The organism is Chryseobacterium sp. StRB126 (genome assembly GCF_000829375.1).
Classification (GTDB): domain Bacteria; phylum Bacteroidota; class Bacteroidia; order Flavobacteriales; family Weeksellaceae; genus Chryseobacterium.
In genome coordinates, this window is the sequence record NZ_AP014624.1 from 5,294,756 (window position 1) to 5,309,763 (window position 15,008).

15 protein-coding genes are annotated in these 15,008 nt (G+C 36.2%); 14 read left to right on the forward strand and 1 reads right to left on the reverse strand.

Features of this window, described 5'->3' with window-relative positions; genetic code table 11:
• Positions 1-4: 4 nt before the first annotated feature.
• The gene (locus tag CHSO_RS23845) at positions 5-448 is read left to right on the forward strand and encodes an ABC transporter permease (RefSeq protein WP_045501282.1); all 444 of its coding nucleotides are present in this window, start codon (positions 5-7) and stop codon (positions 446-448) included.
• A 568-nt stretch (positions 449-1,016) separates the two neighbouring features.
• Here CHSO_RS23845 and CHSO_RS23850 read toward each other — a convergent pair.
• The gene (locus CHSO_RS23850; protein ID WP_045501283.1) at positions 1,017-3,929 is read right to left on the reverse strand and encodes an insulinase family protein; all 2,913 of its coding nucleotides are present in this window, start codon (positions 3,927-3,929) and stop codon (positions 1,017-1,019) included.
• A gap of 423 nt (positions 3,930-4,352) precedes the next feature.
• On the opposite strand from CHSO_RS23850, the gene CHSO_RS23855 reads away from it, so the two are divergent.
• The 13 genes from CHSO_RS23855 to CHSO_RS23915 all read left to right on the forward strand — a co-directional run bounded on the left by CHSO_RS23855 (position 4,353) and on the right by CHSO_RS23915 (position 14,999).
• The gene (locus CHSO_RS23855) at positions 4,353-4,757 is read left to right on the forward strand and encodes a hypothetical protein (RefSeq protein ID WP_045501284.1); all 405 of its coding nucleotides are present in this window, start codon (positions 4,353-4,355) and stop codon (positions 4,755-4,757) included.
• A gap of 51 nt (positions 4,758-4,808) precedes the next feature.
• The gene (locus tag CHSO_RS23860; RefSeq protein WP_045501285.1) at positions 4,809-5,804 is read left to right on the forward strand and encodes a BtrH N-terminal domain-containing protein; all 996 of its coding nucleotides are present in this window, start codon (positions 4,809-4,811) and stop codon (positions 5,802-5,804) included.
• 1 nt (position 5,805) lies between these two features.
• On the forward strand, positions 5,806-6,564 hold the full coding sequence (locus CHSO_RS23865) for an ABC transporter ATP-binding protein (RefSeq protein ID WP_045501286.1): 759 nt from the start codon (positions 5,806-5,808) through the stop codon (positions 6,562-6,564).
• Positions 6,551-7,819, forward strand: a complete 1,269-nt coding sequence (locus CHSO_RS23870) for an ABC transporter permease (RefSeq protein WP_045501287.1) — start codon at positions 6,551-6,553, stop codon at positions 7,817-7,819. The genes CHSO_RS23865 and CHSO_RS23870 overlap by 14 nt, the downstream gene beginning before the upstream one ends.
• A gap of 70 nt (positions 7,820-7,889) precedes the next feature.
• Entirely contained in the window at positions 7,890-8,318 is a 429-nt protein-coding gene (locus tag CHSO_RS23875) for an acyl-CoA thioesterase (protein WP_045501288.1), read from the forward strand.
• The gene (locus CHSO_RS23880; protein WP_045501289.1) at positions 8,315-9,475 is read left to right on the forward strand and encodes a beta-ketoacyl synthase N-terminal-like domain-containing protein; all 1,161 of its coding nucleotides are present in this window, start codon (positions 8,315-8,317) and stop codon (positions 9,473-9,475) included. Before CHSO_RS23875 ends, CHSO_RS23880 begins: the two co-directional genes overlap by 4 nt.
• A gap of 10 nt (positions 9,476-9,485) precedes the next feature.
• Positions 9,486-10,025 (forward strand): 3-oxoacyl-ACP synthase, encoded by a 540-nt coding sequence (locus tag CHSO_RS23885; RefSeq protein ID WP_084221102.1) that lies wholly within the window; start codon positions 9,486-9,488, stop codon positions 10,023-10,025.
• Positions 10,026-10,111: 86 nt separating this feature from the next.
• Complete coding sequence (locus CHSO_RS23890) at positions 10,112-10,369, forward strand: phosphopantetheine-binding protein (protein WP_034692439.1); 258 nt, start codon at positions 10,112-10,114, stop codon at positions 10,367-10,369.
• Positions 10,370-10,561: 192 nt separating this feature from the next.
• The gene (locus CHSO_RS23895; protein ID WP_045501290.1) at positions 10,562-11,761 is read left to right on the forward strand and encodes a beta-ketoacyl-[acyl-carrier-protein] synthase family protein; all 1,200 of its coding nucleotides are present in this window, start codon (positions 10,562-10,564) and stop codon (positions 11,759-11,761) included.
• Complete coding sequence (locus tag CHSO_RS23900) at positions 11,758-12,819, forward strand: beta-ketoacyl synthase N-terminal-like domain-containing protein (protein ID WP_045501291.1); 1,062 nt, start codon at positions 11,758-11,760, stop codon at positions 12,817-12,819. The genes CHSO_RS23895 and CHSO_RS23900 overlap by 4 nt, the downstream gene beginning before the upstream one ends.
• 204 nt (positions 12,820-13,023) lie before the next feature.
• A complete protein-coding gene (locus CHSO_RS23905; protein ID WP_052480712.1) occupies positions 13,024-13,779 on the forward strand; it encodes a polysaccharide deacetylase family protein in 756 nt (251 codons plus the stop codon).
• The gene (locus CHSO_RS23910; protein ID WP_045501292.1) at positions 13,772-14,398 is read left to right on the forward strand and encodes a LolA family protein; all 627 of its coding nucleotides are present in this window, start codon (positions 13,772-13,774) and stop codon (positions 14,396-14,398) included. The genes CHSO_RS23905 and CHSO_RS23910 overlap by 8 nt, the downstream gene beginning before the upstream one ends.
• Complete coding sequence (locus CHSO_RS23915) at positions 14,364-14,999, forward strand: hypothetical protein (RefSeq protein ID WP_052480713.1); 636 nt, start codon at positions 14,364-14,366, stop codon at positions 14,997-14,999. Before CHSO_RS23910 ends, CHSO_RS23915 begins: the two co-directional genes overlap by 35 nt.
• Positions 15,000-15,008: the final 9 nt, after the last annotated feature.

The window sequence follows — 15,008 nt, forward strand, 5'->3', positions numbered from 1 at the left end:
TTTAATGGAAACCAGGGAAGAAAATATCATCAATATTCACAACTTTTTACCGCATCGCGAACCGATGCTTATGGCAGACTATATTCTGGAACTGACCAAGGAAAAAGTAGTGACTTCCTTTGAAATAAAAGAAGACAATATTTTTGTTCATAACAATGAATTGGCTGAAGCAGGTTTAATTGAAAATCTCGCTCAAACCTGCTCATCTATTCTTGGGCAAAGCTTCTTCGAAAACCCGGAAGCAGACACCAAAGTGATAGGCTTTATCACCAATATCAAAAAGATTGAGATTTTCGGACTTCCAAAAGTAAAGGACAAGATCATTTCAAAAGCATCACTGATTTCCCAGTTTGAAAATATCTGCCACATCTTCTGCGAAACCTTCAATAATGATGAATTGTTGATTAGAGCAGAGATTAACCTGTTTATTCAGGAGGTAAAATCGTAAAAAGAAAGAAAAAGGCTATAAAAGCTGTACGTTTTGTACAGCTTTTTTGTTTTTTGATAATTGCATAGATTGGATGTTGTTATTTTTAACGCTATGATCGCAAAGAAAATGTTTACTTCTATTGTTTTAAAGTTCGCAGAGGCGTTTCACTCAGCAAAGACTGCTAATTATTTTTACGTGGGAAATTCTTGTATTCAGTATCAGGTTTTGGCTAAAGCCAGATGAATTTCATGATTTATTTAGGCGGGCTAAAGCCCACCTCTATTGAATTAAAAACATCAATATTATCAAATGTCTTCCTTTGGTGAGTGAAACGCCTCTGCGATCGAAAATATCCAGTATTAATAATCCTTTCGCGAACCTTGTGTTATAAAAATAGCCACTGAAAACATTACAAATCATTGTGAACATTTGTGGAGTTATTTGTGGCATTCGTATTTAAACAATTCTATATTTCACGTGAAACATTCTAAAAACACATGGAACCCTCACTATCAAGCAAGTACCTTATTGAAACAAAAAAGTGGAACATTTCTGCTCCACTGTATCTATTATTAAAACTAAAATATTAGTATCCGAAGATCTCTTCAAGAGACACTTCCTGGAAGGTTCCCATCTTGTTGATAGAATCCATATTCAGGTTTTCTTTCTTACCGATAATCGCGGTATTGTATTGGACAGGTTTCACCTCTGTATTGTAGAATCCTGTCAGCTGTGGCAATGTCAACCCTTGGATCTCAGCATAAGTATCTTTTCTCAGATCATAATCAACCCCTAATTTTTTCAGCGCTAACTGGCTGAAGAAAATATTGGTTCTGTTAATTCTGTTAGACGCGATCTGCTTTAATGCTGAACCTCTTGCGTTTTCAAACTGTGTCGGAATCTGTGGCAACTCCGCCATTAGTTCACTCATTGCATTTACAGCCAAAGGAAGCTTGTTAGCCTGCGTTCCGATATAATTCGTGATGTAGTTAGCATGCCCTTTTTCTGAAGCATTTGCATAAGAAACATACGCAGAATATGCTAAAGACTTACTTTCTCTGATCTCCTGGAAAACGATAGAAGACAACCCTCTTCCGAAATATTCATTGAAAACATTAGACTTTCCGAAGTTGCTTAGGTTTACAGAACTACCTTTTGCTACTTTAGCCATTTCCATCTGTACCATGTCATAATTTGTGAAATATACCTTTCCAGTTGTTGCAGGCTCTGCATATTCCTTAGCTTTTGCCGGCTGCAGACTTACGTTTACAATATAAGGCTGTACCGCTTTCTCCATTCCTGCTTTGTCCTGTCCGTAAAGAAGGACTTCGTAAGGATACTGATTCAGTGTTTTGATCTTTTTCACTAGTTCTACAGCATCAATACTTTCAAGACGGGCTTTAGAAATCACATCCGTCATTCTTGAGTCTTTCCCATATTTTGCATAGTTGGAAAGAGCGCCCATAATTCTCACTTTATCTTTTTTAGCAACTTCTCTGGCTTCAAGAATTGTTTTTACCGTTTGGCTGTAAATTGCTTTATCCGCTTTTACGTTGGTCATCCAGTGATTCATCAACTCCACTCCTTTCTTCATATTGCTTTCAAGCCCGGATAAAGTAACCGTAGTTTGGTCATTGGAAGTTCTGAAGCTATAAGAAATCCCTAGCTTATAAAACTCTTCCTTCAACTGTTCCGGAGTATATTTATCTGTCCCAAGATATTCGAAAAGAGTACCTGCTAACGAAAGTTCCTTATCATGATCTGTTCCAAAAGGGAAAACATAACTTACCTGAGCAATTTCATTGTATTTATTTTTCACAAAACTTACCGTCTTGTCTTTCACCTTTGAAGTCTGAATAGCCGTCTTATAATCGATAAACTCTGGTTTAATTTCAGCAACCTTAGTATTTAAAATATCTTTAAGGAAAGGTGATTGAGCGTCTCTGTTCAGTTTAATAGGAGTAATTCCCGGGTTTTCTACACGAACAAGTTTATCATTCACTCCTTTTTCTTTGTACACTACCACATAGTTATCCTTAAAGAAATCATTCGCAAACTTTACTACATCAGCCTTAGTGATCTTTTCATACTGGTTGATCTCATCCAGCTCCTGTTCCCAGGTTCTTCCTTTGATATAAGAATCATAAAGTTCTGTAGCCAAACCATCAGCAGTTTCCAGCCCTTTCATGCGCTGAACCTTTTTATCATTTACAATAGCTTTCAGCATCCAATCCGGAAACTGTCCTTTTTTAACAAGGTCAAGCTGATCCAATAATAATTTCTTAGCCTCATCAAAGCTTTGTCCCTCTTTAGGAGTTACCACTAATGCAAACGTTCCGTACATTTTGAATGGAGATTCGTAGGCACCCGCTCCTAATGTTTTTTGCTTTTGATTGATATTAAGATCAATTAAACCGGCATCACCTCTGTTGCTCAATATTTCAGCCACCACATCTGCCAATCTCGCTTCCTGACTTCCGTAGGAATCTGTTCTCCATGCCATCGTCATTCTTTGAGTAGATGGGCTTTTTACAGTTCTGGAAACAATTTGAGTCATTGGTTCTTCTGTCACCATCTTTTTCATCGGAAGCTCCTTGTATTTGAAAGCTCCGAAATATTGGTCAACTAATTTTATAGTTTTATCGAAATCAAGATCTCCAACCAATACTACCGCCATGTTATTAGGTACATAATACGTATCAAAATACTTATGAATCGCTACCATTGAAGGACTCTTCAGATGTTCAGAAGTTCCGATAGTAGTTTGCTGTCCGTTCGGATGTTTTGGAAAAAGTGCTTCCATCAAAGCATAGTTTACCAAACGTCCGTCATTATCCTGTGCTCTGTTATACTCTTCATATACGGCTTCCAATTCAGTATGGAAAAGGCGAAGTACCAGTTCCGAAAAACGTTCTTTCTCAACCCTTAGCCATTTTTCAAGTTCATTAGAGGGAATATTGTTTTTGTAAACTGTTTCATCCAGCCAGGTGTGAGCATTAGTTCCCGTAGCTCCTAACGAAGAAATAGCTTTATCATATTCATTCGCAATCGCAAATTTTGAAGCCTCCTGAGATACCTCATCAATCTTTTTGTAAAGTTCCTTTTTCTTTGCTGGATCTTTTTCTGCCTTATGCTGCTCATAAAGATCAGAAATCTGCTGTAGCAAAGCTTTTTCCTTTGCCCAATCCTGAGTTCCCAACTTTGAAGTTCCTTTGAAAACCATATGCTCTAAGTAGTGAGCCAATCCTGTATTATCACTAGGATCATTGTTTGATCCTGTTCTTACCGGAATATAAGTCTGGATTCTTGGAGCATCTTCATTTTTAGCCAAATAAACTTTTAATCCATTTTTTAGGGTATAGACTCTTACCCCTGCCAGGTCATTCTTTACCGTTTCATACGTGTAGCCCTGGGCATCTGTCAGTTTTTGAGTATCGAATTTCTGAGCCATAGCACTAAGCATACAGAAAAGCGAAACAGAAATAAAAAGTTTCTTCATAGTGGTTATTTTAATAATTTTTATATTCAAATTTCTAATCCATTAGTCTTATAATTGGAGACACTTGTTACAGTTTACCTATCATAAGTAGTAACAGTTGGTCTTAAGATTTCATTATCCTCCAATAGTTAAATATCTCTGAGGTAAAAACTGAAGAATAGAAAGATATTACTTAATAGTATAAACCACAACAGAGGCCCCAATATCAAATCACAAATGAAACCGGAGAAAAACAACCATTGTCTTTATCATTAAATTTTGAACAGAAAATCTGGTACAGCCTTTATTTCAACGTAATTCTATCATAAAAGCAAGTACAATTTTCATATTATGTATTTTCACTATTTTAGCCACCTGATTAAAATAATCAAAAACAGGTGAGTCTTATTTCATCTGGAACCTAAAAAATTAAACATTAGTCAGATGAAAAAACAAGACCTACCTCAAGACGAAAGTAATCTGAAATCCGCCAACATGACAGAAATTCTGTATGTAACGGATGAAAATGATAATTATACAACAGCAAACAGTACAGGCTGGGATGTAAAAAAGGCTGCTTTAGACGAATCTATGGAATTGATCTATGAGAGAATTGAAGAAGCAAAACAAAATGTTGCCAATAATATCGTGAGCCCCATCGTTTATTTTATGGAGTTCAATAAAATGGATCTTGGAGTACTCGCCTCTTATGTAGGAATGTGGCAATGGAGGGTAAAAAGACATTTTAAACCCAGAGTATTTAAAACACTGAGTGAAGTGGTACTGAAAAAATATGCCGATGCATTTGGAATTTCAGTCAATGAACTAAAAAACTTCGACGGGAAATAAATAAAGTGATGCATCCATTTTATTTACCTATGAAAAAGATATAAACTGCAAATGAAATTAAACTTTGAACACCATCAGACTGCGCATTGCGAAAACGGTGTTGCTTCTAATCTACTGCTTAACAGAGGACTGAAACTAAGTGAACCTATGATCTTTGGAATCGGTTCAGGATTATTTTTTGTCTATCTTCCCTTTTTAAAGGTGAATTTTGCTCCGGGCTTCAGCTATCGTCCGATGCCGGGTGCTATTTTCAGTAAGGCAGCTAAAAGATTAGGAATTAAAATCAAAAGAGAAAAATTCTCAAATCCTCTGGATGCTCAAAAAGCACTGGAAAGAAACTTAGAACAAAATATCCCTACAGGACTTCAGGTAGGTGTTTTTAACCTTACTTATTTTCCTGAAGAATATAAATTCCATTTCAACGCCCACAATCTTGTTGTGTATGGTAAAGAAGACGGAAAATTTCTTATCAGTGATCCCGTAATGGACTACACCACTTCCCTTACAGAAGCAGAACTTGAAAAAGTACGATACGCCAAGGGAGCACTTCCTCCAAAAGGACATATGTATTATCCTATTTACATCCCTGAAAATGTTCATCTGGAAGAAGCTATTAAAAAAGGAATCAAAGATACCTGCAAAAACATGTTGGCTCCGGTACCACTTATCGGGGTAAAAGCCATGAGATGGGTGGCTAAAAGCATTCCTAAATGGGCAGAAAAGAAAGGAACAAAAGTAACCAACCATTATCTGGGACAGTTGATAAGAATGCAGGAGGAAATTGGAACAGGAGGCGGAGGTTTCAGATTTATTTATGGAGCTTTTCTTCAGGAAGCTGCAGTTATCCTTAAAAATGATGAATTAAAAGAACTTTCAAAGGAAATTACATCTATTGGTGACCTTTGGAGAGATTTTGCAGTAGATATTGCCAGAGTTTACAAAAACAGAAATGCTAAGAGCGATATCTACAACGAATTATCAAAAACAATGCTTCATATTGCAGATTTAGAAGAAGCTTTCTATAAAAAACTGAGAAAAGCAATCTGATATGGCAGAGAATATGATTGAGATTAAAAATCTATATAAAAAATACAAAAATTCTGACGAGTTTTCTGTGAATGATATCTCCGTGAATATCCACAAAAATGATATCTATGGAATTCTTGGACCTAACGGAGCCGGAAAAACAACTTTGATTTCCATGCTTTCGGGGTTAATTAAACCTACTTCAGGACAATTTACAATTGACGGGCTATCTCCACAAAAAGACAATTTCAAAATCAGGCAGATTATGGGGATTGTTCCACAGGAATATGCTCTATATCCTACCCTGACAGCTAAAGAAAATCTGATGTTCTTCGGAAGCTTATATGGATTAAAACATAAACAGCTTACCAAAGCGATTGATGATTCCCTGGAAATTATGGGTCTTTCAAAATTTGCCAATAAGCAGGTAGGCCAATTCTCGGGCGGAATGAAGCGTCGTTGCAACCTCATCGCTGGAACCCTTCACAATCCGAAAGTTCTGTTTTTGGATGAACCTACTGTAGGAGTAGATGTACAATCCAAAAAAGTAATCATCGATTTCCTTTTAGAATTGAATAAAAGCGGAACATGCATCATCTATACTTCCCACCACCTTTCTGAGGCAGAAGAATTCTGTACCAAGATTGCGATTATCGATAAAGGAAGAATTCATGCTGTAGGAACTCCTGAAGAACTTATTTCTCAGATTTCCCATGCAGAAAACCTAGAGGATGTTTTCATTTCATTAACCGGAAAAGAATTAAGAGATGTTGTTGTATAAACTGTGGAGAAGTTTTATTAAGGAAATTCTTCTGCTGAAAAGAGATATTGGAGGAATTGTTATCATTTTTGTAATGCCGTTACTTTTGATTGTAACCATTACTCTTATTCAGGATTCTACCTTTAAAAACCTTGAAGGTTCAAAAATCCCTATCATTTTTATTGATAATGATAAATCTGAAGTTTCTAAAAATATAAAAGGCGAACTGGAAAACAGTAAGACTTTCCAACTGCTGACCAATTTCAATGAAAAATCCGCACAGGATGCTGTATTTGCAGGAGAGTATCAAATGGCGATCGTCATTCCTCAAGACCTTACAAAAGATTTAAATTCCAATATTGATTCCAAAGTTCAGACGATTGTAAGTTCATTCGGATTGGAAGGAGATTCTGCAAAGACGAAAATAGAAACTCCAAAAGCAAAAGAGATTCATTTGTATTTTGATCCGGCAACCAATGCAGGATTCAAAAACTCTGTGATGAACTCCGTAAACAAAATGGTTTTTGAGATCGAAAACAAAAAGATCTACAAAGCATTCCAGGATCAGCTCGGAACAACGGAAAACCTTGAAGAAAATAAAAACCTCATCAGCTTCAAGGAAATCACCCCGAAAAAAGGAGAAATGGACATTATGCCAAATTCTGTTCAGCATAACGTTCCTGCATGGACGCTTTTCGCCATCTTTTTTATCGTAGTTCCTTTATCTATCAATCTTGTAAAAGAAAAAAGCCAGGGAACAAGTGTAAGAGCAAGAATAAGCCCTACTCCCTATTTCGTACATATTTTAGGAAAGACATTTACTTATCTTATTATCTGCCTTATTCAGTTTTTGCTGATGGTGGCTGTAGGAATCTATCTTTTCCCGTATATGGACCTTCCGGCATTTGATGTATCCGGAAAAATGTTTCAGCTTGTTACGGTAACCTTATTTGCAGGACTTGCAGCCATTGGGTTTGGAGTATTATTGGGAACTATTGCAGACACACAGGAACAATCAGCACCTTTTGGAGCAACATCTGTCGTAGTCTTGGCAGCAATCGGTGGAATCTGGGTTCCGGTATTTTTAATGCCTGAATTTATGCAGACTGTAGCCAAGTTCTCTCCTATGAACTGGGGACTAAACGCTTATTATGATATTATTTTAAGAAACAGCGGAATCGGAGGCATTGCCAAAGAACTGGTATTCCTGTTTTTATTTTACATTGCAACCGTATCCATTTCTATTTTCTACGAAAGAAAGCTTCATAATATTTAATCTATTTTTATTACTAATATTGTCAGGAAGTTTCTGACATCCATAAAAACAAAACTCAGGAAGAAAAAACATGCAGTCTAACGAAAATATATTAACCTGTACTGAAGAGGTAAGAGTACGATTCAATGAGACAGATCCGCTGGGTATTGTCTGGCATGGGCATTACATTGTCTATTTTGAAGACGGAAGAGAAGCTTTCGGACGTCAGCATGGCCTTACTTATCTTGATATTCAGAAGGCAGGCTATGTAACGCCTATTGTAAAAAGTACCTGCGAACATTTTCTTCCCTTAAAATATGGGGATACATTCAGAATTGTAACCACTTTCGTGAATTCTGTTTCCGCAAAGCTTATTTATAAATATGAGCTTTTCAATCAGGAAGATAAATTGGTATGCAGTGGAGAAACCATTCAGGTGTTTTTGGATAGCAACGGAAGTTTATGTTTATACAATCCGGAGTTTTTTCAAGCCTGGAAAGATAAAATGGGGTTATCATGAAGAAGGAAATTTATATTACAGACTACAACTGCGTAACTCCCCTTGGTTTTGATGTTAATTCTAACTGGAAGGCGCTTTTAACCGGACAATCGGGAGTTGCTTTATATAAAATTATAGAAACCCAGGATGCTTTTTATGCCTCTGTGATTGATTCTGAAAAACTGAATGAAGAGTTCAATAGAGTTTTTACTCAAGAGGTCACTTTGCCATTCACAAGACTGGAAAAAATGCTTCTTCTAAGCATTAAACCTCTGGTTGAAAAACATAACATAACGGAAGACACTGCTCTTATCCTTTCTACAACAAAAGGAAATATCAGCTTATTAAAAAACCAGACTGAATTACCGGAAGGTATCTATCTATCACAACTAGCCCATAAAATTGCTGATTTTTTCGGATTTAAAACCAAACCTATTGTGGTTTCCAATGCCTGTGTTTCCGGAGTTATGGCTATTGCAGTTGCCAAGAATATGATTCAGGCAGGAAAATATAAAGATGCCTTTGTTATTGCAGGAGATGAAATTTCTGAATTTGTCATTTCTGGGTTCAATTCATTTCAGGCTATTGGCTCAGAGCCTTGCAAACCTTATGATAAAAACCGGAACGGAATTAATATTGGTGAAGCTGCAGCAGCGGTTTATATCACCAATGGTCATTCTGACGAAGGAAGAATCTCACAAGATGATAAATGCAGATTTAAAGTTTTGGGAGATTCAGCCATTAATGATGCCAACCATATTTCAGGCCCATCCAGAACAGGAGACGGTTTATACGGAAGCATCAGAAACGCTATGATGGAAGCCCATGTTTCTGCAGAAGAAATCGCTTTTATTTCAGCCCATGGAACGGCAACATTATATAACGATGAAATGGAAAGTATCGCTTTCAGCAGAATGGAGCTTCAAAATATCCCACTAAACAGCATGAAAGGATATTACGGACACTGTCTGGGAGCTTCCGGATTATTGGAAAGTATTATTTCTATGGAATCTGCTCTTCAAAACACCCTGCTCCCTTCTAAAAATTTTGAAGAGATGGGAGTATCTCAGCCCTTGAATATTATCAAAGAAAATCAGGTTGCAACCGTAAGATATATTTTGAAAACCGCATCTGGTTTTGGAGGTTGTAATGCGGCGATTGTATTGGAAAAATGCTAAAATGAATGTAATGAAGAAAATAAGCAGCTGTACCATAGAACATTCAAAAATAATCCTTGATGAAAACCTTATTTTTGAAACCGAAAGCAATACATTCCCGGAATTTGCCAAAGAAGCCTATAAAAGCTTAGAACTCAGTTATCCGAAATTTCATAAAATGGACAGCCTGAGTAAATTGGCCTTTCTTGCTTCTGAAATGCTTTTAAAAGAAGAAGATCACAGCAGAACTGCATTAGTTTTTGCCAACAAATCTTCCAGTTTGGATACTGATTTCAAATACCAGGAAAGCATTAATTCTCAGGAGAACTACTTCCCTAGCCCGGCAGTCTTTGTTTATACCTTACCTAACATCTGTGTAGGTGAGATCAGCATTAAACACAAAATGCAGACAGAGAATGCTTTTTTTGTTTTGGATGAATTTGATGAAAAATTTTTAAACGATTATGCTGAACAGATTCTCCAATCCGGAAAAGCGGATAAAGTATTGTGTGGCTGGGTTGAATTATTTCAGGAAAATTACAAAGCTTTTGTATATTTGCTAACCTTGTAAAAATGGAACACTATAACAATGTAGAAATGTAACAATTTTAGCTATTGGTAAACTGGTACATGACACATTGGTAAATTAATTAAATTATGGAAAACTTAAAAACTGAATTGAAGCACAAAATTATTGAAGTACTTAACCTTGAAGACGTTTCTGTAGAGGAAATTAAAGACACAGATCCATTATTTGGAGGTGGATTAGGATTAGACTCTATTGATGCCCTAGAATTAATCGTTCTTCTTGATAAAGATTATGGAATAAAATTAGCCGATCCTAAAAAAGGAAAGGAAATTTTCCAATCTATCGATACCATGGCTAAATTCATCGAAGACAACAGAACAAAATAATTTTTTTCAAACGCTAGGTTTGCTGAGCTTTTTAAACATCGGAAATATTTTCGGTCGCAAAGGCGCTTCGCTTAGCAATGAACACTAATCGTATTTTCTTGGCTGAGTGAAACGCCCTTGCGAGCTTAAAAACAATTTGAAAATAAAGCTTTGCGCTCATTGCGTTTAAATAATTCATAGAAAAACTAATTAATGAATCAAAATATTGCCATAACAGGAATGGGCATCATTTCCTCCATCGGAAACAATGTGGAGGAAAATTTTATTTCACTACAGTCCGGAAAACATGGTATTTCAGATATTCAGATGTTTGAAACCCGCCATGCCGGAGCCATTAAAACAGGTGAAATAAAATTATCCAATGAGGAGCTTGTACAAAAACTTCAGCTTAGTGAGGACAACAATGTAACAAGAACTTCTTTATTAGGTATGGTTGCTGCTAAAGAGGCTGTAGAAAGTGCAGGAATATCTGATATTAATGGGTACAGAACCGGACTGATCTCCTCTACCAGCGTCGGAGGAATGGATATTACTGAAAAATATTTCTATTCTTACGAAAACTTTCCTGAAAAGCAAAAATATATTGATGCTCATGATGCTGGAAATTCCTCTTTGGTGATTGCCGATCATTTGGGATTAAAAGGCATGGTTTCCACCATCAGTACAGCTTGCTCATCTGCTGCGAATGCTATTATGATGGGAGCCAAACTCATTAAAAACGGAGTTTTGGATCGTGTCATTGTTGGTGGAACAGATTCCCTATCAAAATTTACACTGAATGGGTTCAATACCCTGATGATTCTTACAGACTCTTATAACACTCCTTTTGATAATGACAGAAAAGGATTGAACCTTGGAGAAGCAGCCGCTTTCCTAGTACTTGAATCCGAAGAAATCGTTAAAAAGGAAAATAAAAAGGTGTTGGCTTACCTTTCCGGGTACGGAAATGCTAATGATGCCCATCACCAGACCGCATCTTCTGAAAACGGACAGGGTGCATTTTTAGCCATGCAGCAAGCTCTGAAAATTTCAGGTTTACAAAAAGAAGATATCGATTATATCAATGTTCATGGAACAGCAACACCTAATAATGATTTATCTGAAGGAATTGCCATGATCAGAATTTTCGGAGAAAATCAGGTACCTGAATTCAGTTCTACAAAGGCATTTACAGGACATACACTGGCTGCCGCTGCCGGAATTGAAGCTGTATTTTCAATTTTAGCCATGCAGCACAGCCTTATCTTTCCGAACCTGAATTTCAAAACCAAAATGGAAGAATTTGATCTCAGTCCTGTTACAGAACTAAAGGAGAAAAACATCAATCATGTTCTTTCCAATTCATTTGGATTTGGCGGAAACTGTTCAACCTTAATTTTCTCGAAATCATGAGTACAGTATACATCAATAGTGCATCCTGTATCTCAGTTCAGGACACTTTAAAAGAAAATATCCTTCAGAATCTTACTCCGGAAAATTCGGCGAAGATCATTAAGGCCATAGAACCTAATTACAAAGAATTCATTCCTCCGGCCATGATCAGAAGAATGTCTAAAACCGTAAAAATGAGCTCTGTAGCTTCACATTACGCTTTAAAAGAAGCAGGAATTGAAAAACCGGATGCTATTATTGTGGGAACCGGAATGGGCTGTTCACAGGATTCTGAAAAATTTCTGAAAAATGTGATTGATAATCATGAGGAATTTTTAACTCCTACATTTTTTATTCAGTCCACTCATAATACCGTTGCAGGTCAGATTGCTCTTGGATTGCAATGCCATGCCTACAACTTTACCTATGTTAATACGTCTTCATCGCTGGAGTTTTCATTTTTGGATGCCCAACTTCAGATTAAGGATGGTGAAGCTCAAAATGTTCTGGTTGGGTCTACTGATGAACAAACTGACAGGACCATGGAACTCTACTGTCTGAATAATACCATTAAAAAAGAATCAGATCTTCCTGCTGATTATCTGAATTCTACGACCAAGGGTGTTATTTGGGGGGAAGGAGCAAGTTTTTTCGTTGTTGGAAAAGATAAAACCGAAAATTCCTACGCAAAACTTACCGATATTAAAATCAGTAACAGGTTGGAACTGGAGGAAACTTCAGATTTTATACAGGAGTTTTTAACAAAGAACAATCTCTCCGCAAAAGATATTAATGCCGTAATTTTAGGCTTCAGCGGAGATAAAGATTCTGATGCTTATTATACAAAAGCCATGGATCTGTTTCCAGATTCGGCATTATTATATTACAAACATTTGAGTGGAGAGTTTAATACAGCGAGTGGTTTCTCTACGTTTATCGCTTGTCAGATTCTTAAGGAACAGCTGATCCCGGAAGTGATGATGATTAATACAGCGACAAAAGGAGAAGTGAAAAATGTAATTCTTTACAATCACTTGGCAGGTAGCGATCATAGCTTGGTATTATTGGAAAGAGCATAATCATTTTATTATAAAGTAATTGTTGTTATTCACAGCGAAACGAAGTGAAGCGTGAAATCTCAGCATAGGTAATTTAAATTTATTGGTCAGAATCTTACAGAGTGATAAAAAGAGTTCTAAAATAGATCCAACAGACATAAATTGGTTACAATTGTCATTCTGACGAAGCAAGAATTTCTGTCAGAAATAAAAAAACACCCAATCATGAGACATTATTCATTCATCCTGTTTTATCTCTTCTGTAACGTTTTTATCTATGCGTTTCAGGGAAGCATTTGGGTGTATATTGCATGTTTCCTTGCTTTTTCAGCAGTAGTGGTTTGGGGATCATTTGCTATTGAGCTGGGATATTTCGTCAACAGTATTACTCATAAAAGAACGAAAATCAAGGAAGTGGCTCTTACTTTTGATGATGGCCCTACTGAATTCACCCCGAAATTTTTAGACTTGCTTAAAGAACACGAGATTAAGGCAACTTTTTTCTGTATCGGAAAACAGATTGAAAAATATCCTGAAACCTTCCAAAGGATTATTGCAGAAGGCCATACCATCGGGAATCATACCTTATCACATTCCAATTCAACAGGTTTTTTATCGACTTCAAAAATGATTGCAGAAATTGAAAACTGTGATACAATCATGAAGGATATTGGGAATATACAAACCAATTTATACAGACCCCCATTCGGAGTAACCAATCCGAGTATTGCTAAAGCAATCCAAAGGACTCATAAAACCAGCATCGGATGGAATGTTCGTTCTCTGGACACCATTATTGATGATGAAAAGAAAATCTATCAAAGAGTAACTAAAAGTTTAAGAAAAGGAAGCATTATTCTCCTTCACGATACTTCAGAAAAAACGTATCGTGTACTGGCTGATTTATTAGTATTTTTGGCAGATAAAAAGTATTCAACTTTTACGGTTGATTCCATTACAAATTCAAGAAAAAATGATTAAAAATATTGCTTTCGGAGCATTTTTACTGGTATCCGGTTTCTTTTTTGCTCAAAATACAGCCATGGCCGGAGCAGAAGCTAAAGCATTTGTATCCAAGGTTACTGCAGACACTAAGGAAATCAAAACTTTACAGAGTGATTTTACCCAGACCAAAAAAATGGATTTTCTGGATAAAAGCATTGTTACTTATGGAAAAATGTCTTTGCAGACTCCTAATATGCTAAGCTGGAAATACACCAAACCTTATCAGTACAGTATTGTTTTTAAAAGCAACAAGATCTACATCAATGACCAGGGGAAAAAATCGTCTGTAGATGCCAAAAGCAAAACTTTCGAAAAGATCAATAAACTGATTGTCGGAAGCTCAAACGGAACAATGTTCAATGATCCTGAGTTTACAGTAACTTATTTCAAAAACGGAAATTACAATGTGGCGAAATTTGTTCCAAAGACTTCACAGCTTTTAAAATACATTAAGCAAATTGAACTGTTCTTCCCTAAAACCCAGTCTACGGTTTCTCAGGTGAATATGACCGAAGCTTCGGGAGATACAACTAATATTGTTTTCAAAAATACAAAGATCAATGCTTCCATTCCTGCGTCAGAATTTACTTTATAGCCTTATTCTGGTATTGGCTGTTTCTTGCAAATCCTATCAGCTTACTGATGTGAAGCCAGTTCCGGCAAAAGAAAAAACAGTTGAAAATCTATATTTTTCGTCTGCTGAAGACTATGTTTATAAATGTCAGATGGATATTTATAAAAATCATGTAAGCGGGATTCTGATTATCAAAAAATTGAATGAAACCACGCATCGTGTCGCGTTAACTTCTGATTTCGGGAATAAACTAATTGATTTTGAAATCTCAGATCAAAATTTTAAGCTCAACTATGTACTTCCTGACCTGGATAAGAAAATTGTTATTAACTTTCTGAAAAATGATTTTCAGCAGCTCTTAAAAAGACAATATCCGGTGAGTGAAAGCTTTGAAAATGAAAATGCTGCAATCTATCTCTCTAAGATTGACAATAAAAGCTATTATCTGTTCTTCAATAAAGACAATAATATGTTGAAGCAGATCATTTACACAAAAAACAACAGGGAAAAGATCGATTTTACTTTTGATGCAAAAAAGCATATCTTCGCAGACAGTTTAAACTTAAAACATAAGGATTTTAAGATCAATATAAAACTATTTCAAATAACCGAAACTGAATGATTTCCAACA